Below are 20,159 nucleotides of genomic sequence, written 5' to 3'. Positions count from 1 at the left end.
GCAAAATGGCCGGGCAACCTCGCGGTTGTCCGGCCTTTGCGCATCTCTATCGCTTGAGTTTGCCGCGCCAGGCGAGCGAGCGGGAATTCATGACAGCGAGATCCTGCGTCCCCGCGATGGCCGCTTCGCCGAGGGAAATGGCCTTCCCGAGCTGTGCGTCGCTGGCATGGCGGTAAGCCGGTGCAGCGATCGCCTTGCGCCAGGGACCGCCCGTCGCATTGTCGAGGAGGATCCGCTGGAAGCAATGGTCGAGATGAACGGGCCATCCGCGCGCGCCGGAAAGGGCAGGCAACTCCTCGCGTGTGAGGACAAACCAGCGCTGGACGAGATGATCGGCAGCCATTGCCCCTCAACGGATCAAAGCGGCAGGAGTGCCATGCGACCGCCGCGTTCCATCCATTCCACACGTGTGTGCCAGACCCGCTCCACCACCTCGGCAGAAAGAGCGCGCTGTGGTGCATCATCTGCCGCCAGCGCCCCTTGGTCGAGCACGATAACCCGGTCCGCGTGGTTCATGGCATGGGCGAGGTCATGGAGCACCAGGACCACCCCGATGCCGCTGTCGGCGGCCCTGCGCAGGTGTTTGAGCAGGGCAAGCTGGTGGCCGAGGTCGAGCGCGGCCAGCGGCTCGTCGGCAAGGATCCACTGTGGCTCTCCCGCCAGCACGCGCGCCAGGAGGACACGTGCGGTCTCGCCACCGGATAGCGACTGAGCGCGCCGGTCTGCCAGATGCTCCACATCGAGCGCTTTCAAGGCAGCGTCCACCAGTTCCCGGCGCCTGTCGCCGTGCGGCATGCGTCCAAGCTCGACGAGACGCCGGACGGGCACGTCCCAGGAAACCGTGTGCTCCTGCGGCAGATAGCCGATTGCCTGCGCGCGCTCTCGTGGCTGGCAGGACGCAAGCTCCTTGTCGCCGAGCCGGATCGTGCCGGACTCGACCTCCAGAAGTCCCGCCAGCGCTTCGAGCAGGCTCGACTTGCCCGCCCCGTTGGGCCCGCAGATCGCGGTGATTTCGCCGGGCCGCAGGCTCAGGCTGGCATGAGCGAGCCTGCGCTCGAGCACGAGATCGCGTGCTTCCAGCATCATGCCAGCCCTTTCCGCATGCGCAGCAACAGCCACAGGAAGAAGGGCGCACCGAGCAGGCTCAGGGCAATGCCAAGGCGAAGCTCGGTGACCAGCGGCAGGATGCGCACGATGCTGTCCGCGACGAGCACCAGCAAGGCGCCCGCCAGCGCGCTCGGCACAATCAGCTGCGATGGGCGCCGATCGGTCAGGGGCCGCACGAGGTGGGGGACGATCAGCCCGACGAAGCCGATGATACCGGCAACGGCGACACCCGCTCCCACGGTCAGGCCGATGCCGAGGATCAGCAGCGAGAGCAGCCGGTTCGTATCGACGCCAAGCGAGCGTGCGACCGGTTCTCCCAGCGTCAGTGCATCGAGACCCGAGCCTGCGCGTATCAGCAATACCATGCCGAGCAGGACCATCGGCGCGGCAAGCCATACCTCGCGCCAGCTGCGGTCGGTCAGCGCGCCGTTCAGCCACAGCACGATCTCGCTCATCGCGAAGGCATTGGGCGCCATGGAGATCGCCAGCGCGGTCAGCGCGCCCGCAAGGCTCGCCACCATGAGGCCTGCCAGTGTGAACAGGGCGACACCCCCGGTTCGTCCGGCAATCAGGGCGAGGAGCGCCATCGCCCCGCCCGCACCGACGAGCGCGAAGAGCGGTAGCAGCCACGCGCTCGCGGTAAAGCCGAAGAAGAGGGCCGTGACCGCGCCCAAAGCCGCCCCCGGCGCGATGCCGAACAGCCCCGGATCGGCCAGCGGATTGCGAAGGTAGCCCTGCATGGCCGCTCCAGCCGAACCGAGGCCAGCGCCAACGACGAGCGCCAACACGGCTCGCGGCAGGCGTAGCTCGCCGAGGATAAGCGCGGCATTGGGCGTGGTTGCGGGGTCGATCCACACCCGCCCCGCAAGCAGCGACAGCGGCAGGGCAATAGCCAATAAGGCAGCCATGACGAGGGCGGCGCGGTTCACGAGACGCCCTTGCGGATCTGTGCTAGCCGTTCTGCCGCACGGATGATGGTCGGCCCGCCGCAATAGAGGAGGCTCGTGTCGAAGCTTTCGCGCCGCATCTGCGGCAAGGTGGCGAGGACGGGGTGACGCTGCCCGGCTTCGCTGCCCGCGACCAGCAGCACTTCCGGAGGGTCGGCCACTACCTGCTCGAGCGACAGGTAATCGGCCTGCGCCATTCCCCGCGCCGCGCCATAGCTTGTGAAGCCGGTGCGCCGCAGGAGATCGCTGATGAGCGCGCCCTCGCCCGGCACGATCCCCGCAGGCTGCCACAGGCCGGCTTCGACCGGCCTGCCCTTGGCGTTGGCATCCAGAAGCGCCCGGTCGATCGAGGCAACCAGGGCCCCACTCTTGCCGGCGTTGCCCGTTAGGCGCGCGATCTGGCGCACCTGATCCATGCTCTCCTCCACGCTGGAGACGCTGCCGAAGGTCTCGACCCTCACTCCGAGATCGTCGAGCGCCGCCCGCGTCGCAGGTGCGATGAAAGTCGAGGCAACTACGATGTCGGGCTGAAGGGCGAGGATTTCCTCCACCGTGCCGCCCGTCGAGACATATCGCGCCGCAACCTCCGGCTTCATCGAACTGGCGCGCGGATCCTTGCTGTAGTGCGAGATTGCCAGCAGCTGCCCGGGATCGGCCACCTCCGCAAGGATCGCATCCGTGCAGGGATTGAGACTGACGATCGTGGGCTTTTCTCCCCTCTCACCCCCTAGCTCCGGGCCACCCGAACAGGCGGCCAGGAGCAGGAGCAAGGCGGGCGCGAGGCGCTTCACATCTGCGCCCTCAGCCCAACGAATGCTCCTCTGCCGGGCGTCTGATAACCGGACACGAGGCGGTAATCGGTATCGAACACGTTCTCGACCCGCCCGAAGAGCTCCAGGCTATCGCCCACGTCGAACGCAGCCCTGATATCCAGCACTTCGTACCCGTCGAGCTCGACGGTATTCGCCGCGTTATCGAAGGACGAGCCCGAGATCCGCAGGTCGGCGCCCAGCTTCAGCCCGAAGCCGCTCTCCCAATCGGCGAACAGGGTGCCGAAATGCTGCGGCCTGCGCGCGAGATCGAGGCCGCTCCCGCGATCCTCCGCATCGACCAGCGCGTATACGCCCGACAGGCGCAGCGATCCCGTCAACTCGATGCCCGCTTCGGCCTCGATACCCTGAGCCCGCGCACGGTCGGTGTTCTGATAGACGCCGAACGGCCGGTCGGGAGTGAAGGCAAAGCCGATCAGATTATCGCTGTCGCGCCGAAAGCCCGTCAGTGCGAGGTACAGGCCGCGATCGCGGCGGCCACGCTCGATCCCGATGTCGAAACTGGTGCTTTCCTCGGGTTCGAGATCGGTATTCCCGTAGAAGGACAGCAATTGGTACAGCGTGGGCGCCTTGAACCCTTCGCCAAGGCTTGCGCGCAGGCGCCAATCATTGCCAAAGCCATAGCTGACATCCCCGCCAAAGCTGGTCGCGGTGCCGAATTGCTCGTGATCGTCGATCCGCCCGCCGACATGGATCGCAAGGCGTCCCATCACCCAGCCGAGCTGGCCGTAGAGACCGGCGATCTCCGTCTCGGCGGGAGCATCGAAATTGGTCTCGAACTCGGTCCATTCCTTCTCGCCGCCGAACGCGAAGCTCAGGCCGCCAAGCAAGCGATATTCACCGCGCAGCTGCACACGCTCGGACTTGCCCTTGCTGCCGAAGGTCACGCCGCCGTCTTGACCGAGATTGTCGCGCTGCGTGTCCGAGAGGCTGTAAGCTGCACGCAGGGTCAGGTCATTGCCGTAATAGGCCAGCCCGACATCGCCCCAGTGACGGCGCGTTTCCTGCGTTTCCAAGGTGTCGGCCAGAGCGAAGGCCGGAGGGGGGAAGCCGTCGATATCGAGCTTGCTTTCGCTCCAGTTGAGATGGGTGAAGATCTCCAGGCTGTCGGTCAGATCGAGAAAGCCGACGCCTCCAAGCGCGAATTGTTCGAAGCCGTCCGCTTCGCTCCCGTTCTCGGCAGCGGAAAATCCGTCGGTGGTGAACCACGAACCGTTCAATCCGAGATAAGCGTTATCGGCGCTGACACCGGTTGCCAGATTGGCGCGGAACGTCTCTCGCGCGCCATATTCCAGCGTTCCCTTCATGCCGGTTTCGGCGCGGGTCGAAATGTCGATGACTCCGCCGATCGCCTCGCTTCCCCAGATAGTCGAGTTGGACCCCCTGAGGATGTCGAATTTCCCCGCCATTCCGGTCAGCTGGTTGCCGAAATCGAACCCGCCGCCTGGAGCAGCCGGGTCGGCTACCCTGACGCCATCCACCAGCACCAGGACCTGGTCGGCGCTTGCTCCGCGAATGTTCACGCCGGTAAAGCCGCCAACTCCGCCATTGCGCGAGAAGGAAAGACCGGGCGTGCGTTGGAGAACCCGCGTGGCGTCTGCACCCTGCACACTTTCGATCTCGTCGCGCTCGATTACCGTAACGGCCTGTCCCGTGTTCTCGAGAGCTGTGGAAAGGCCATTGGCGGTGACTGTGATCATGGGCGTCATGGCTTTGAAACCGTGATGCCTTGGAGCAGTCGCAAGCGGATCGTCGACCTCGATTTCCTGTGCCTGCTCTGCATCCTGGGCGGCGATGATTTCCGCCAGCGCCTCCTCACTTGCCGATTGCGCCGCAGCGGAAACGGGAAGCGTCGAAACAGTCAAAAGAAACAGGTATTTATACACGAAACCTCCTATCATGAACGAACTGCCGCTCATGACGGGAGGGAGCAGGATCGCTTCCATCCGCGTTTGCCATCGGTGCACCCCGCCCGTGGCCGAACGACTGGTACAGGCAGGTCTCCTGGCTCGCCGGATCGGCGCTTTCCCGCCGCCTTCCCACCCGCGAGGGGCAGTGGCATCTGGCGGGATCGCTCCCCGGTCACAGTTGCGGGGGCAGCCGGGGCTTCGTCACCCCGTTCCCTCTTAGGCCCGCCTTCGCGGACAACCCGTACCAATGCCGCAGCCAATAGGGTGGGTTCGCAGGGCGGGCAAGTGCCTTGCTATTAACCTTTCCCCGCTATGCGATCCTGCGGTATGGAGCGCGTCATGCAGCATCGGGAAACACCAGTGTCGAGCAGGAGAGCTGCGCGCGAGGCGCAGGCCCGTTCGCGCCGCCAGATGCTGCGGCGGGTGGCCGTGGTCGTACTCGCCGTCGCGCTGCCCACCGCTGCCGCACAGGGCGCATGGCCCGGCTTTGCCAAGGCGATGGGAATCGCGCAGGGCGAGCCGCCGGTCCAGCCCATGCCGTTCGAAATTGCCGGCCAGAGCTTTCCCGGCTCTGCATTCTATTATCTCGATCAGCCGCCCGAACCGGTGATCGACCTTGCCGAGCTTCGTGTATCGGAAGGCAACCTCGATACCGAACGCTTTACCGAACGCTTCGGCGCTGGCGCGACCGCGCGGGCTTTCCAGAGCGCCGGAAGCGGGATCGACAAGGCGCGCGCGCTGCGATGCCTTTCCATGGCCGTCTATTACGAGGCTGCCAGCGAAAGCCAGGCCGGCCAGGAAGCCGTCGCGCAAGTGGTCCTCAACCGCGTCTCGCACCCGGCCTATCCGGCCAGCATCTGCGGAGTGGTATTCCAGGGTTCAGAGCGCACGACCGGTTGCCAGTTCACCTTCACCTGTGACGGATCGCTCAATCGCCAGCCGTCGCGCGCCGGTTGGGCAAGAGCGCAATCGGTGGCCCTTGCCGCGCTGTCGGGCCGTGTCTTCCAGCCGGTGGGCCTCGCGACCCATTATCACACCCATGCCGTCAATCCGTACTGGGCAAGCAGCCTCGACCTGATCGGATCGATCGGCGCGCACCGGTTCTATCGCTGGAAAGGCAGCGCAGGCCGCGCGGCGGCGTTTACGGGTGCCTATGCGGGCAGGGAGCCCCTGGCGCTGCCGAATACGCCGAGCGCTTCGCCCCTGCCATCGCAGGCCGCGCTTGGCAGCACCTTGCCGCCTCCGGCCGATCCCGTAATCGGCGCGGCAATCGCGCCCGAACCCAAGGTCGGCGATCCCGCCGTCAATCCGGCCCCGGTCGTCGGCTCTCCCCAGTCCGGCGACGTGAAGCCGGAATACCGCAACAGCGGGCGCTGGATCAGGGAGCCAGGCGCGCGAAAAAAGACAGCGGAATAGGCATTTAACCTCTTTTCAAGCATACCGCGGAACCGAAGTTTAGCGGCTGCAGACTAAACCGTCCCTTGAAGCCGGGCCGCGAGGGTAGACAGCCCCGCGGCAGCACAGGAGGATCGGGTCCATGCCAGTTCATTTTGCCGCCGCGCGCTCAGCCGCGCGCTCCCCCGTTGCGCGCATACTTGCAAAGCAAGCGCCCGGGTTCGCGGCAAACGACAATGACGATCAGGCAGGGCAGCCCTTCCCGATGGAAAGCCTGCGCGATGCCCTGATGCATTTCGCAGCGCACGGGATGGGTGCCGCAAAGGAAGCCCACCGGCTGGCGCTGGTGGCGCATGAGGCCGAGCAGTTCGAGGAGCGGGAGCGCTGGGCAGGCATTTGCCGCACGCTCGACGCCCGGGAAGCCAGCGAATTCGAGCGTGCGCTTATCCGGCAGGATGCGCCACTGATAGGTTGAGCCTGTCGTTTCGCCTCACCTGAATGGGGCGACGGCAAAAGCACTGGCCGCGCGGAACCTGAAAGCCGCGCGGCCATTTCTTTCTCACTTCCCTGCGAAAACCCACACTATTGCTATTGCGAACTATTTGCAAAGATAGTTGTAGCATGCGACCTTTTGCCGGTTGCAATCCTATCCTGCGGGGCCTAGGTCGCCCATCGAACACCGGGCGCGCGTACCCACGCGGGACTCCACGCGCCATAGCGGTCCAGGCAATTTCGTCCCGCGCTGTTTGAAGGACGCACTCACCCTATGGCACGCAAGAAGATCGCGCTCATCGGCTCCGGCATGATCGGCGGCACCCTCGCCCACCTCGCTGCGAAGAAGGAAATGGGCGACATCGTCCTGTTCGACATCGCCGAAGGCATGCCGCAGGGCAAGGCACTCGACCTGTCGCAGTGCGGCCCGATCGAAGGCTTCGATGCCAAGATCACCGGCTCGAACGACTATGCCGACATCGCTGGCGCCGACGTCGTGATCGTCACCGCCGGTGTGCCCCGCAAGCCCGGCATGAGCCGCGACGACCTGCTCGGCATCAACCTCAAGGTCATGAAGTCGGTCGGCGAAGGCATCAAGAACAACTGCCCCGACGCATTCGTGATCTGCATCACCAACCCGCTCGACGCGATGGTCTGGGCGCTGCGCGAATTCAGCGGCTTGCCGCACAACAAGGTCGTCGGCATGGCCGGCGTGCTCGACAGCGCGCGTTTCGCCACCTTCCTCGCCTGGGAATTCGACGTATCGGTGAAGGACGTGAACGCCTTCGTCCTCGGCGGCCACGGCGACACCATGGTCCCGGTCACCAGCTACACCACGATCAACGGCATCCCGGTGAACGACTTCGCCAAGATCAAGGGCGTTTCGGAAAGCCGTATCGATGAAATCGTCGACCGCACTCGCAAGGGTGGCGGCGAAATCGTCGGCCTGCTCGGCAACGGCTCTGCCTATTACGCCCCGGCGACCAGCGCGATCGCGATGGCCGAAGCCTATCTCGGCGACCAGAAGCGCATCCTGCCGTGTGCCAGCTATGTCAAAGGCAAGTATGGCCTCGACGGCCTTTATGTCGGCGTACCGACCATGATCGGCGCTGGTGGCACCGAAGAAGTCATCGAGATCGAACTGTCGGACGAAGAGAAGAAGAATCTTAAGGTCTCGACCGACGCGGTCGAGGAACTGCTCGAAGCCTGCAAAGGCCTCGACAGCTCGCTCGCCTGAGCGAACCTTCCAGCCAGGGACGTAATACGATGAAGACGCTTCGCTTCCTTCCTTTCCTTGCCCTCGCCGCCGCAGCGCCCGCAGCGGCGCAGGACAAGCCGGCCTCTGCCGCCGAAATCGTCGACGCGATCGATGCCTGCAAGGCGATTACCTCGCCGACATGGCTCGAGCTGGACGACCTCAGCAAGCATGGCTGGAAGCCGTACCGCAAGCCGGCCGGACGCCGCGCGCAGGTGGTGCGCGGTGCCTACGAAAAACAGGGCAACGAAGCGCTCATCATCATCAGCAAGGCGGAACTGCGGGAAAAGGCCTGCGTCGTCTTCGCACGTCTGGACAGCACGGCCGATTATGGCCCGACGGCCCAGTCCGTATCGCAATTCGTCGGCATGCCGACCCATGCCGATGGCCCGACCTATTTCTGGTCGCTGGGCGATGGCATGAACATGCGGATCGACCCCACCGGCGATAAGGACAAACCCATCGCCCGTTTTGAAATCACGGCTACTGCCCAGGAGAGCGCCGAATGAGCATCCTCGTCGACAAGAACACCAAGGTCATCACCCAGGGTATGACCGGCAACACCGGCACCTTCCACACGCAGCAGGCGCTCGATTACGGGACGCAAATGGTTGCGGGCGTGACGCCGGGCAAAGGCGGCACCGACCACATCGGCCTGCCCCAGTTCAACACCGTGCGTGAAGCCAAGGCCGAAACCGGCGCAACCGCTTCGTGCATCTACGTTCCGCCGCCGTTTGCAGCAGATGCGATCTGCGAAGCGATCGATGCGGAAATGGAACTGATCGTCGCCATCACCGAAGGCATCCCCGTGCTCGACATGGTGCGCGTCAAGGCAGCCCTCGAAGGCTCCAAGTCGCGCCTGATCGGCCCGAACTGCCCCGGCGTCCTGACGCCTGAAGAATGCAAGATCGGCATCATGCCCGGCTCGATCTTCAAAAAGGGCAGCGTCGGCGTGGTCTCGCGCTCGGGCACGCTGACCTACGAAGCCGTCCACCAGACCACCATGGTCGGCCTCGGCCAGACCACGGCAGTCGGCATCGGCGGCGATCCGGTCAACGGCACCAACTTCATCGACGTGCTCGACCTCTTCCTCGACGACGACGACACCAAGTCGATCATCATGATCGGCGAAATCGGCGGCAGCGCGGAAGAAGAAGCGGCCGAATTCATCAAGCAGGAAGCTGCCAAGGGCCGCAAGAAGCCCATGGTCGGCTTCATCGCTGGCCGCACGGCGCCTCCGGGCCGCCGGATGGGCCACGCCGGCGCCATCGTCTCGGGCGGCCAGGGCGGTGCGGACGACAAGATCGCAGCGATGGAAGCTGCGGGCATCCGCGTATCGCCCTCGCCCAGCGAGCTTGGCACCACGCTCGACGCGATGCTGAAGGAACTCGCCTGATCCACTCAGTGATGCGGAAAGGTTTTCTCCTCCCCGGGAGCCTTCCGCACCGCCGAGGCATTGGCAGTATAGGCCGGCAACAGGGTCGGCGCGAAAGGTAGCCCGATGGGTAACGAGAGCCACGATTTCCTGCCCGAGATGGGCGACCAGGAAGGTCCGCAGCAGGGGCCGAGCTGGGGTAACCCGCGCTGGCTGGCCGAAGTGGTCGACAGCGAAGCCGACCTGACGGCTGCGCTCGATCCCACACAGATGCGGCTTGCGGTGAAAGAGGCCGCGGAAAAGGCCGGCAAGGCTGCCGACCCCAAGGCAATCGAACAGGCGGCGGACGACAGCATCCGCGCCATGCTGCTCGTGCGGCTCTACCGCGTTCGCGGCCATCTGGCTGCCGATCTCGATCCGCTGGGCCTGTCCCATCGCGAAGTGCCGGAAGACCTGACGCTGGAATGGCATGGCTTCACCGGCCAGGAAGATCGCGAAGTCTTCGTCGGCGGCGTGTTCGGCTTCGACTGGGTCACCGTGCGCGACCTCTACGACGCCCTGCGCGCAACCTATTGCGGCAATGTCGGGCTCGAATACATGCATATCTCGGACACGGAGGAACGCCGCTTCCTCCAGGACAAGTTCGAGACGCCCGAAGACACGATCCAGTTCACCGAGGAAGGCAAGCGCGCCATCCTCGCAGCGGTCGTGCGCGGCGAGGAATACGAGAAGTTCCTCGGCAAGAAATACGTCGGCACCAAGCGCTTCGGCCTCGACGGCGGTGAAAGCATGATCCCGGCGCTGGAAGCGGTCATCAAGTACGGCGGCCAGCTCGGCGTGCGCGAAATCATTTACGGCATGGCCCACCGCGGCCGCCTCAACGTGCTCGCGAACGTGATGGGCAAGCCTTACAAGGTCATCTTCCACGAATTCTCGGGCGGGTCGTCCAATCCGGACGATGTCGGCGGGTCCGGCGACGTGAAATACCACCTCGGCACCAGCACCGACCGTTCGTTCGACGATATCGACGTGCACATGAGCCTGGTGCCCAACCCCTCGCACCTCGAGGCGGTGAACCCCGTGGTCCTCGGCAAGACCCGTGCACAGCAGGCGATCCGCGACGATCTCAAGAAGCACGAACAGGTCCTGCCCGTCCTCCTGCACGGCGATGCGGCCTTTGCGGGCCAGGGCATCGTTTGGGAATGCCTCGGCTTTTCCGGCGTGCGCGGGTACAACACCGGCGGCTGCCTGCACTTCGTCATCAACAACCAGATCGGTTTCACCACCAGCCCGCAATTCGCGCGTAGCTCGCCTTACCCGAGCGATGTCGCCAAGGGCGTCCAGGCACCGATCCTCCACGTCAATGGCGACGATCCCGAAGCGGTGACCTTCGCCTGCAAGCTGGCGATCGAATACCGCCAGACCTTCGGGCGCGATATCGTGATCGACATGTGGTGCTATCGCCGCTTCGGCCACAACGAGGGCGACGAGCCCAAGTTCACGCAGCCCCTGATGTACGACGCCATCCGCAATCACCCGCGGGTGAGCGAGCTCTACACCAAACGTCTGGAAGATGAGGGTGTCATCGAGAAGGGCTATGCCGACCAGCTGCGCAGCGAATTCGACACCCATCTCGAGGAAGAATTCTCCGCTGCCAAGGATTACAAGCCCGACGAAGCCGACTGGTTCGGCGGGCGCTGGGCGGGCATGAACAAGCCGGCCGATCCCGAAGGCGCACGACGCAATGTCGAAACCGCCATCGAAAAGAAGCTCTTCGACAGCCTCGGCCGCACGCTGACGACCGTCCCCGACGACGTGACCATCCACAAGACCCTGGGCCGCGTGCTCAAGGCGAAGAAGGAAATGTTCGACAGCGGCACCGGCTTCGACTGGGCCACTGCGGAAGCGCTCGCCTTCGGCAGCCTCGTCACCGAAGGCTTCGGCGTTCGCCTGTCGGGCCAGGATTCGGGACGCGGCACCTTCAGCCAGCGTCATGCCGTCTGGGTCGACCAGAAGGACGAGCGCAAGTACATTCCGCTCACCACCCTGCCCCATGGCAAGTTCGAGGTCTACGACAGCCCGCTGTCGGAATACGGCGTGCTCGGCTTCGAATACGGGTTCGCCATGGCGGATCCGAAAAGCCTGGTGATGTGGGAAGCGCAGTTCGGCGACTTCGCCAACGGCGCGCAGATCATGATCGACCAGTTCATCGCGGCCGGTGAAGTGAAATGGCTGCGTGCGAACGGCCTCGTGCTGCTGTTGCCGCACGGCTACGAAGGACAGGGGCCGGAACACAGCTCCGCGCGTCTCGAACGCTTCCTGCAGCTGTGCGCGAACGACAATATCCAGGTCTGCAACATCACCGACCCGGCCAACTACTTCCATGTGCTGCGCCGCCAGATGCTGCGATCGTTCCGCAAGCCGCTGGTCATCATGACGCCCAAGTCGCTGCTGCGCCATCCGATGGCCAAGAGCGACGCCGAAGGCTTCATGGGCGACACGCATTTCATGCGGATCAAGTCGGACCTGACCGACATTCCCGACGAGAAGGTGAAGCGCCTCGTCCTGTGTTCGGGCAAGGTCGCCTACGACCTGATGCAGCGTCGCGACGAGGCCGGGGTGGACGATGTGTCCATCGTGCGCATCGAGCAGCTGTATCCCTTCCCCGGCGAGCCGCTGGCGGTCAGGATCGAGCGAATGAAGAACCTGGAAACGATCGTCTGGTGCCAGGAAGAGCCGAAGAACAACGGCGCCTGGTTCTTTGTCGATCGCCTGATCGAGGAATCGGCGGAAAAGGCCGGCAAGAAGGGCATGCGCCCCTGCTATGCCGGACGCGAAGTCGCCGCCTCGCCCGCCACCGGATATGCCAGCCGCCACAAGGTCCAGCAGGAAGCGCTGGTCAACATCGCGCTCGGCCTGAACGGCGACAATTCCGCCGCCACCAGCAATTGCCCCTGATCGAGGTCGTAAAAGGAACCACCTGACCATGGCCACCGAAGTCAAAGTCCCCACGCTCGGCGAGAGCGTTACCGAAGCCTCCATCGGCGAATTGCTGAAGAACGTCGGCGATGCCGTTGCCGTGGACGAACCGATCGTCAGCCTCGAGACCGACAAGGTCGCCGTCGAGGCACCCTCGCCCGTCGCGGGCGTCATCACCGAATTCAAGGTCGAAGTCGGCGATACCGTCGAAGTCGGCGCGGTTCTCGCAGTGATCGAGGAAGGCGGCGCCCCTGCCGCCAAGGGCGAAGAAGCCGGACGCGCTGCCGAACAGCGGGAAGAAGGAAAGGAAGAGCGCGCCGAAGCGAGCGCTCCCGCAGCCTCTTCCGACGCATCGCAGACGCTTTCGCCGGCCGTACGGCGCGCGGTTCTTGAACACGGCGTCGATCCTTCGACGATCAAGGGCACCGGCAAGGACGGTCGCCTGACGAAGGAAGACGTGATCGCCGCTGCCAAGGCGAAGAAGGACGGCGGCACGATCGCAGATGCCGCTCCCGCCCAGGCAGCTACCCCGTCGGCTCCGGCGGGTGAACGCCGCGAGGAACGCGTCAAGATGACGCGCATGCGCCAGACCATCGCCAAGCGCCTCAAGGGTGCGCAGGACAATGCGGCGCTGCTCACCACTTTCAACGATGTCGACATGTCGGCGGTGATCGAGGCCCGTACCAAGTACAAGGACACTTTCGCCAAGAAGCATGATATCCGTCTCGGCTTCATGGGCTTCTTCGCCAAGGCCGCCTGCCTTGCGCTGAAGGATGTGCCTGCGGTCAACGCCTATATCGAGGGCGACGAGATCGTCTATCACGACTACGTCGACATCTCGGTCGCGGTATCGGCTCCGAACGGCCTCGTGGTCCCGGTAATCCGTGACGCGCAGGACAAGGGTTTCGCCCGCATCGAGAAGGACATTGCGGACTTCGGCAAGCGCGCCAAGGAAGGCACGCTGACGATGGAAGACATGAAGGGCGGCACCTTCACCATCTCCAACGGCGGCGTCTTCGGATCGCTGATCTCGACCCCGATCATCAACCCGCCGCAGAGCGCCGTTCTCGGCCTTCACCGCATCGAGGACCGTCCGGTCGTCGTCGATGGCGAAATCGTCATCCGCCCGATGATGTATATCGCCCTGTCTTACGACCACCGCCTGATCGACGGCCGCGAGGCCGTGACCGCACTGAAAATCATCAAGGAAGCGATCGAAGATCCGACCCGGATGCTGATCGACCTCTGAGGAAGAAATCATGGCTGAATACGACTACGACGTCCTCGTCATCGGCGCTGGCCCGGGTGGCTATGTCGCCGCGATCCGCGCAGCGCAGCTGGGCCTGAAAACGGCTTGTGCGGAAAGCCGCGAAACGCTGGGTGGGACCTGCCTCAACGTGGGCTGCATCCCCTCCAAGGCGATGCTGCACGCGTCGGAATATTTCGATGCGGCGAGCAATGGCACCATGGCCGAAATGGGCATCGAGGTCTCGCCCAAGCTGAACCTCGACGCGATGCACGCGCAGCGGCGCGATGCGGTAAAGGGCCTGACGGGCGGCATCGAATTCCTGTTCAAAAAGAACAAGGTCGACTGGAAGAAGGGCCACGCCACCTTCCAGGATGCGCACACGGTCAAGGTTGGCGACGAAACGGTCACCGCCAAGGACATCATCATCGCCACGGGATCTTCGGTCACCCCGCTGCCCGGTGTCGAGGTCGACAACGACAAGCAGATCGTCGTCGATTCCACCGGCGCGCTGGAACTCAAGTCGGTGCCGAAAAAGATGGTCGTCATCGGCGGCGGCGTGATCGGCCTTGAACTCGGTTCGGTCTGGCGCCGCCTCGGTGCCGAAGTCATCGTGGTCGAGTATCTCGACAAGCTGCTGCCCGGCATGGACGATGATGTCCGCAAGGAAGCAGGCAAGATCTTCAAGAAGCAGGGCATGGAACTGCGCCTGTCGACCAAGGTCACCGGCTGCACCGTAAAGGGCAAGAAGGCCACGCTGACGCTGGAACCGTCTGCTGGCGGCGACGAGGAAACGCTCGAAGCCGATTGCGTACTCGTGTCCATCGGCCGCAAGCCGAATACGGACGGTCTCGGCCTTGATGCGATCGGCATCGAAACCAACAAGCGCGGGCAGATAGAAGTCGATCACGACTTCCGCACCAAGGTCGACGGCGTCTGGGCCATCGGGGACGTCGTTCCCGGCCCCATGCTCGCGCACAAGGCCGAAGACGAAGGCATCGCCTGTGCAGAGAACGTTGCGGGCCAGACCGGCATCGTTAACCACGATCTCATCCCCGGCGTCGTCTACACCTGGCCCGAATTCGCCGGTGTCGGCCTGACGCAGGATGAAGCGATCGAGAAAATGGGCGGCGACAAGAAAGCCATCAAGGTCGGCAAGTTCCCGATGATGGCCAACAGCCGCGCGAAGACCAACCACGAACCCGAAGGATTCGTGAAGGTGATCGCCGAAGCCGAAACCGACCGCGTGCTCGGCGTCTGGGCCATCGCCAGCGTGGCCGGCACCATGATCGCCCAGGCGACGCAGGCCATGGAATTCGGCGCGACGTCGGAAGACATCGCCTATACCTGCCACGCCCACCCGACGCATTCCGAAGCGATCAAGGAAGCGGCGATGGGCGTCCAGGGCAAGCCGATCCACATCTGATACCATGACCGGCAAGGCTACCAGCGGAGCTTTTCTTGGTCCGTTGCTGATAGCCTTGCCGGTCATCGGCGGTTTGTTCGTTTTCCTGCTGAACGAAGCGCCATCGCATTTCGCGTTGGTGAACTCGGCTGCATTGCTGATCGGTCTGCTTTCCGTCTATTTCCTCCGCGCCCCCGAACACATTCGGTCGGTCCGGTATCTCGTCGTCGGATTGCTTCTTGTCCTTTGCCTGCCGATGATCGTGGGCCCCTCCATCGACGGGGTTACGCGATGGCTGCCCCTGGGTCCGGTGCAGCTGCACTCGGGCCAGCTCCTCATACCGCCCCTCGCGGTCCTGTCAGTTCGCCTCGGGAACAAGGGCATGTGGCCGGTCGCCGGTGCTCTGCTGATTTGCGGCCTGCAACCGGATGCCGCGTCATGCCTCGCCCTCACGCTCGTTCTGTTGGCGCTCGCCTTGCGCAACCGGGACTGGAAGCCGGTACTGCTCGCGCTGCTGGGCCTGGCAGTGACTGCCCAGGCCTGGTGGCGGGGAGCATTGCCTCCGGTCGTATTCGTCGAGAACCTGCTGCCCTTCTTGTGGTTGGATCTGGACAAGCCGGTCCAGGCGATAGCGATCGGCCTGCTCCTCTGTGCGCCATTCGCAATCTTGGCGTTTCGACAAGTCGCGCCTGGATATCGCCTGGTTTGGATAGCCGCGTATGGCGGCTTCCTGATCGCCGCGTTATTCGGCCCTTATCCCGTACCTCTGGCAGGATATGGGGCAGCGCCGATAATCGGTATGTTGGCGGGACTTGCGATGATGCGGCCAGAAAAAGGCTTAGGTCACCGGCCGGGCTAGGCCTGCTTTCGATACCCTCGACAGCTTATGATGTTGTCGGCTCCGGAACCGTCCATTAGTCTCGTCATCGAGGGGAGATTCCATGGCTTATCCGCAACTGACCGACAAACCCGGAGCCATCGAAACGGCGGCGCGCATCGCGGCGGGGAAGATGTCACCGCTCGAAGCTGTCGATGCGGCGATCGCGCGGATCGAACATCTCGATACGCACATCAACGCGGTGGTTGTGTGCGATTTCGACCGCGCCCGCGATGCCGCGAAGGAGATGGGGAAGTCATCACCCTCTGATGCAACGCCGCTGTTCGGTGTCCCCATGACCATCAAGGAAAGCTTCGACATCGCCGGCCTTCCCACCACCTGGGGCCATGAAGCGCACAGGGACAATATCGCCACATCGGATTCCGCAGTCGTGCGCGAGCTTAAGGCAGCCGGCGCGATCTTTCTTGGAAAGACCAATGTGCCGCCCGATCTGGCGGATTGGCAGTCGAACAATCCCGTGTACGGCCGGACCAACAATCCCCACGATCACGAACGCTCGCCCGGAGGATCGTCGGGCGGATCGGCGGCTGCGGTAGCGAGCGGAATGGTCTCCTGCGAATTCGGGACCGATATCGGGGGTTCCGTCCGCGTACCGGCGCATTTCTGCGGCGTTTGGGGCCACAAGTCGAGCTGGGGCCTGGTCAGCAAGGAAGGGCACGACCATCCGCTGTTGGCAGGTCGCGGCGCGCATGACGGGGTGCTATCGATTGCAGGCCCCCTCGCCCGCAATGCGGCGGACCTCTCGCTCCTGATGCGCATCACCAGCAATCGCCAGCTCGGGGAACGCCGCGTGCCGGTGTCGCAGATGCGCATCCTCGGTCTTTTGGATCACCCCGATTGCGCGACCGATGACGCAGTTCGCGGTCCGCTCGAGGCCGCTCTGGATGCATTGCGCGGTGCGGGCGCGAGAGTGGACACGGCCAGCGACCTGCTGCCCGACCTTGCCGCGCAGCACGCCGACTATATGCGCATGCTCAACGTGGCCATGGCTCGCGGCGCACCCGGCAGGGACGGCAAACGGGCCAGCGCGACCGATTGGTTCGACTTCCTCGACCTGCAATACCGCAACGAACTGGCCTGGGCGAAGCTGTTCGAAACCTATGATTTCGTCCTGGCTCCGCCGGCGCCGGTCCTTGCTGTGCCGCATGCCGAAGGCCGCGTTTTCGACGGAGAGATCGAAATAAATGGCGGCAGTGTGCGCGGTGCCGCCGGTCTGTGCTGGGCCGGGCTCGCCACCTTCCCCAACCTTCCCTCAACCGTGCTCCCGATCGGTTCGACCGGTGATCTTCCTTGCGGAATGCAGGTCATGGGGCCGCGCTGGGGGGATCTATCCACGATCGCGGCCGCAGAAGCGATAGGGCAGGTGTTGCACTCCTGAGCCTCGCAGCGCATTCCGGCCTGCAGATCAGACGGAGGATTTTGTGGGACAACAGCAGATGATGCGGCGCTTTGCCAAATGGCATATCTGGCTGGCCTGGCTGGCGGGCGTGCCGATCCTGATGTGGACCGTGACCGGGCTCATCATGGTCATCAAGCCGATCGAGGAAGTGCGCGGCAACCATTTGCGCAACGCGGTTACCGAACGCGCGCTGCCCAGCGACACCGAAATCTCGGTCGCCCTGCCGGCCGACAGCACGCGGCCCGTCCGCTCGGTGACGACGCAGATCGAACGCGGCGAGACGGTGACGCGGATCACCTACATGGACGGGGCCAGCGACCGGTTCCGGGCCGACGGTTCGGAAATGGGGCCGATCTCCGAGGTCGAGGCGCGCATGATCGTGGCCGAACGCATCAAGGGCGGCGACCGTGTCGCCGACACCGCGCGATACGATGCCGATAACGTCCCCTTCGATTTCCGGCGGGAAATGCCGGTCTGGCAAGTCGCGCTTACCGACGGGACACACGTCTATGTCGGCGAATATACGGGTGAGATCGAAGCGGTGCGGACGCAGTGGTGGCGCACGTTCGATTTCGTCTGGGGGCTGCACATCATGGACCTGCAGACGCGCGAGGACACCAGCCATCCGATCCTGATCCTGTTCGCGATCCTTGGGGTCCTCGCCTCGCTGCTGGGCTTTGTCCTGATGTTCCGCCGCCGCAAGGCCCGTAAGGTCAAAGCCGCTTGAACGAAGAAATCCTCACGCCGGTTCTCGACTGGCTGGACGTCGCCGGCGTGGCGATTTTCGCCATGACCGGAGCCCTGGTCGCGGCGAAGGAGAAGCAGACGCTCGTCACCCTCACCTTCTTCGCCCTGATTACGGGGGTCGGAGGCGGCACGATCCGCGACCTGCTGATCGGCGCACCGGTATTCTGGATGGTCGACCCCTGGGTGTCCGCGACCTGTCTCGGCATCGCCCTGTTCGCATGGTTCACGCCCACGCGCTGGTGGGAGGGCCGGTTCCTGTCGATTGCCGACGGAATGGGCCTCGCCGCTTATGCGGTCCTTGGCACGGCAAAGGCACTGCAATACGGCGTCCCGCCCGTCCCTGCAGCATTGATGGGGGTGATTACAGGCTGTGTCGGCGGCATCATCCGCGATGTGCTGGCAGGCAGGCCGTCGATCCTGATGCGGCCGGAGCTCTACGTTACGGCCGCAGCCCTGTCCTCCAGCCTGACTGTGGCCGGATCGCTGGCCGGGATAGAGGACTGGTATGTCTGGATCGGCGCGGCGCTGGCCGGGTTCGGCCTTCGCCTCGCCGCCATCCTGTGCAATCTCGCCCTGCCCTCCTATGACGAGCGCGTGGCGAGCAAGGACTGATCCTTAGACGGGATCGCCCGGATAGACCGGACGCTCGTCTTCGCTTTCACCTTCGAGCGGCCCGCCGGGATAGGCCGGCTGGCGCCCGGTTTCGGTAGGAGCTGACGCTTCCGGGGCCATCGCGGTGCGGTCCTCGACCTTGTCCCATTCAGCAGCGTAGCGGGAATCGTCCCACTGTTTGTCGTCGGTCACCGCGGCATAGCCGTCGTCGTCGCGGTCCTCATCGCCCTGCCAATTTCCGGACTGCCCAAAATCGACGTCCCTGACACGGCCGTCGCTGCCGATCTCGCAGGAGAACCCCGCACCGCTTGAGACCGTTCCACTAACCTGCCACCCGCTTGCGGTGCGATCGGCACGATCAACCGTCTCGACGCGTTCGTCACGCTCCACCGCGTCCACGCACATGCTGACGGCGCGGTCGATGCCGCGTCCATCGTCCCAGCGCGCATCGTCGCGGCGGTAGTCCGGATAGTCGCGGTCGCGATAGCGGCGATCGTCGCTGCGCTTCGCCTTGTCCGCAATCGCGGCGATGCCTCCGATGATCAGGACGCCTGTCAGCACGTCGCCGAGGCTGGGGCCGCGATGATGGCGATAGTGCCGGTAGCGGCGATAGCGATGGTTCTCATATGTCTGGTCGGCGGGGTCGTAGGCGGTGACGCCGGCCGGTTTCGCCGACGTAACCGCGACCTGGGGCATGGAAGCCGCAGCGACGGGCGACACCCCGATCGAAGCAGTTGCGAGTACGGCGGGCGCCAAAGCCCAGGTGTGCAATTTCTTCATGCGAAGTTTCCTCTGCATTCGCGCCCCCACCTGGCGCAAAGGATGACCGGACTACCGATGTCAGGCGCCAGCTTTAGCACGGCTGAACCGAACGCAAAAACGGCCCGAACCGCAAGGTCCGGGCCGCTGGTGGATTGGTAAGCGACTAGCGAAGACCGCGAATGCCGCTGAAGTCGACGTGGCTGACACGGCCCCGCTCGATGTAGCAGGTGAACTTGCCGTTATCTCCGCCGCGGTAGCGACGACGGTCGTCGCGATCGTAGCGATCATAGCGATCGTAGCGATCATAATTGCCCCAGCGCCCACCGCGCTGACCATCGACGACGATGCGGCCCTTCACCTTCCAGCCATAGCGCGTGTCGTCCACATCGCGGATGTCGGTGACCTGGGCGTAGCGATAGCCATAACGGCGCGCGTCCTGCTTTGCGGCGCGAACACAGCGTTCGACTGCGGCGCGCGGGTTCCCGCGATTGCGGTATGCATTACGGCGGTAGTCACGACCATCGCGGTAGTAACGGCCGTCGCGGTAATAGCGTCCGTCGCGATAGTAGTCGCGGTCGCGCTTGGCGGAATTGGCGATAGCGGCAATGCCGCCGATGATGACTGCGCCGGCGATGACGTCGCCGACGGAGATACCATCGTCGCGGTCGCGGGCCTGGGCGGGTGTGGCGGTAGCAAGCGCCATCGCACCGACGGCAGCAGTTGCGATCCCACCTTTCGCAATATTCTTCGTGATCTTGGTCATGTGAGGTTCTCCTCATCTCTACCCAGGCGGGATTGCC

At 64.3% G+C, this 20,159-nt stretch carries 19 protein-coding genes and 1 riboswitch; of the genes, 12 read left to right on the top strand and 7 right to left on the bottom strand.

Translation table 11 applies throughout. The annotated features are described in order from the left end of the window. Window positions 1-46: 46 nt before the first annotated feature. From K3179_RS10845 to K3179_RS10825, 5 genes are read right to left on the bottom strand one after another with little or no spacing between them, the layout of a single operon-like run. On the bottom strand, window positions 47-343 hold the full coding sequence (locus K3179_RS10845) for a GCN5-related N-acetyltransferase (protein WP_221564864.1): 297 nt from the start codon (window positions 341-343) through the stop codon (window positions 47-49). Between the two features lie 14 nt (window positions 344-357). Continuing rightward, window positions 358-1,086 carry an ABC transporter ATP-binding protein gene (locus K3179_RS10840; RefSeq protein WP_247712944.1) on the bottom strand — a complete coding sequence of 243 codons (729 nt, stop codon included), beginning with the start codon at window positions 1,084-1,086 and terminating at the stop codon, window positions 358-360. Continuing rightward, window positions 1,083-2,036 carry a FecCD family ABC transporter permease gene (locus tag K3179_RS10835; protein WP_221564862.1) on the bottom strand — a complete coding sequence of 318 codons (954 nt, stop codon included), beginning with the start codon at window positions 2,034-2,036 and terminating at the stop codon, window positions 1,083-1,085. The genes K3179_RS10840 and K3179_RS10835 overlap by 4 nt, the downstream gene beginning before the upstream one ends. Next, window positions 2,033-2,845 carry an ABC transporter substrate-binding protein gene (locus K3179_RS10830; protein WP_221564860.1) on the bottom strand — a complete coding sequence of 271 codons (813 nt, stop codon included), beginning with the start codon at window positions 2,843-2,845 and terminating at the stop codon, window positions 2,033-2,035. The genes K3179_RS10835 and K3179_RS10830 overlap by 4 nt, the downstream gene beginning before the upstream one ends. Continuing rightward, the gene (locus tag K3179_RS10825; protein WP_345722716.1) at window positions 2,842-4,770 is read right to left on the bottom strand and encodes a TonB-dependent receptor plug domain-containing protein; all 1,929 of its coding nucleotides are present in this window, start codon (window positions 4,768-4,770) and stop codon (window positions 2,842-2,844) included. The genes K3179_RS10830 and K3179_RS10825 overlap by 4 nt, the downstream gene beginning before the upstream one ends. A 91-nt stretch (window positions 4,771-4,861) precedes the next feature. Beyond that, window positions 4,862-5,052: riboswitch (cobalamin riboswitch) on the bottom strand. A gap of 81 nt (window positions 5,053-5,133) precedes the next feature. Here K3179_RS10825 and K3179_RS10820 point away from each other — a divergent pair. From K3179_RS10820 to K3179_RS10765, 12 genes are all read left to right on the top strand, one after another. Continuing rightward, window positions 5,134-6,210: a cell wall hydrolase gene (locus K3179_RS10820; protein ID WP_247712943.1), complete on the top strand. Its 1,077-nt coding sequence runs from the start codon at window positions 5,134-5,136 to the stop codon at window positions 6,208-6,210. Window positions 6,211-6,331: 121 nt separating this feature from the next. Continuing rightward, entirely contained in the window at window positions 6,332-6,664 is a 333-nt protein-coding gene (locus K3179_RS10815; protein WP_221564857.1) for a hypothetical protein, read from the top strand. A 291-nt stretch (window positions 6,665-6,955) separates the two neighbouring features. Then, the gene (mdh, locus tag K3179_RS10810) at window positions 6,956-7,918 is read left to right on the top strand and encodes a malate dehydrogenase (protein ID WP_221564855.1); all 963 of its coding nucleotides are present in this window, start codon (window positions 6,956-6,958) and stop codon (window positions 7,916-7,918) included. Between the two features lie 29 nt (window positions 7,919-7,947). Continuing rightward, on the top strand, window positions 7,948-8,445 hold the full coding sequence (locus K3179_RS10805; protein ID WP_221564853.1) for a hypothetical protein: 498 nt from the start codon (window positions 7,948-7,950) through the stop codon (window positions 8,443-8,445). Beyond that, on the top strand, window positions 8,442-9,332 hold the full coding sequence (sucD, locus tag K3179_RS10800; RefSeq protein WP_221564852.1) for a succinate--CoA ligase subunit alpha: 891 nt from the start codon (window positions 8,442-8,444) through the stop codon (window positions 9,330-9,332). Before K3179_RS10805 ends, sucD begins: the two co-directional genes overlap by 4 nt. A gap of 105 nt (window positions 9,333-9,437) precedes the next feature. Continuing rightward, on the top strand, window positions 9,438-12,269 hold the full coding sequence (locus K3179_RS10795) for a 2-oxoglutarate dehydrogenase E1 component (RefSeq protein WP_221564850.1): 2,832 nt from the start codon (window positions 9,438-9,440) through the stop codon (window positions 12,267-12,269). A 28-nt stretch (window positions 12,270-12,297) separates the two neighbouring features. Beyond that, window positions 12,298-13,539, top strand: a complete 1,242-nt coding sequence (odhB, locus tag K3179_RS10790; protein ID WP_221564848.1) for a 2-oxoglutarate dehydrogenase complex dihydrolipoyllysine-residue succinyltransferase — start codon at window positions 12,298-12,300, stop codon at window positions 13,537-13,539. Between the two features lie 10 nt (window positions 13,540-13,549). Continuing rightward, window positions 13,550-14,962, top strand: coding sequence for a dihydrolipoyl dehydrogenase (lpdA, locus tag K3179_RS10785; protein ID WP_221564846.1), 1,413 nt, complete (start codon window positions 13,550-13,552; stop codon window positions 14,960-14,962). A 4-nt stretch (window positions 14,963-14,966) separates the two neighbouring features. Then, on the top strand, window positions 14,967-15,800 hold the full coding sequence (locus K3179_RS10780) for a hypothetical protein (protein WP_221564844.1): 834 nt from the start codon (window positions 14,967-14,969) through the stop codon (window positions 15,798-15,800). 82 nt (window positions 15,801-15,882) lie between these two features. After that, window positions 15,883-17,217, top strand: a complete 1,335-nt coding sequence (locus K3179_RS10775) for an amidase family protein (protein ID WP_221564842.1) — start codon at window positions 15,883-15,885, stop codon at window positions 17,215-17,217. Between the two features lie 43 nt (window positions 17,218-17,260). Continuing rightward, entirely contained in the window at window positions 17,261-17,965 is a 705-nt protein-coding gene (locus tag K3179_RS10770; protein ID WP_221564840.1) for a PepSY domain-containing protein, read from the top strand. Further along, window positions 17,962-18,597 carry a trimeric intracellular cation channel family protein gene (locus K3179_RS10765; RefSeq protein ID WP_221564838.1) on the top strand — a complete coding sequence of 212 codons (636 nt, stop codon included), beginning with the start codon at window positions 17,962-17,964 and terminating at the stop codon, window positions 18,595-18,597. The genes K3179_RS10770 and K3179_RS10765 overlap by 4 nt, the downstream gene beginning before the upstream one ends. A gap of 3 nt (window positions 18,598-18,600) precedes the next feature. On the opposite strand, the gene K3179_RS10760 is transcribed toward K3179_RS10765, so the two are convergent. Further along, entirely contained in the window at window positions 18,601-19,377 is a 777-nt protein-coding gene (locus K3179_RS10760) for a hypothetical protein (protein ID WP_221564836.1), read from the bottom strand. 145 nt (window positions 19,378-19,522) lie between these two features. Continuing rightward, the gene (locus tag K3179_RS10755) at window positions 19,523-20,122 is read right to left on the bottom strand and encodes a hypothetical protein (protein WP_221564834.1); all 600 of its coding nucleotides are present in this window, start codon (window positions 20,120-20,122) and stop codon (window positions 19,523-19,525) included. Between the last annotated feature and the right edge of the window lie 37 nt (window positions 20,123-20,159).

Origin of the sequence: Qipengyuania intermedia (genome assembly GCF_019711615.1) — a bacterium.
GTDB lineage: Bacteria > Pseudomonadota > Alphaproteobacteria > Sphingomonadales > Sphingomonadaceae > Qipengyuania > Qipengyuania intermedia.
The sequence above is the reverse complement of the archived record's forward strand: the minus strand, read 5'-3'. Positions and strand labels throughout refer to the sequence as shown.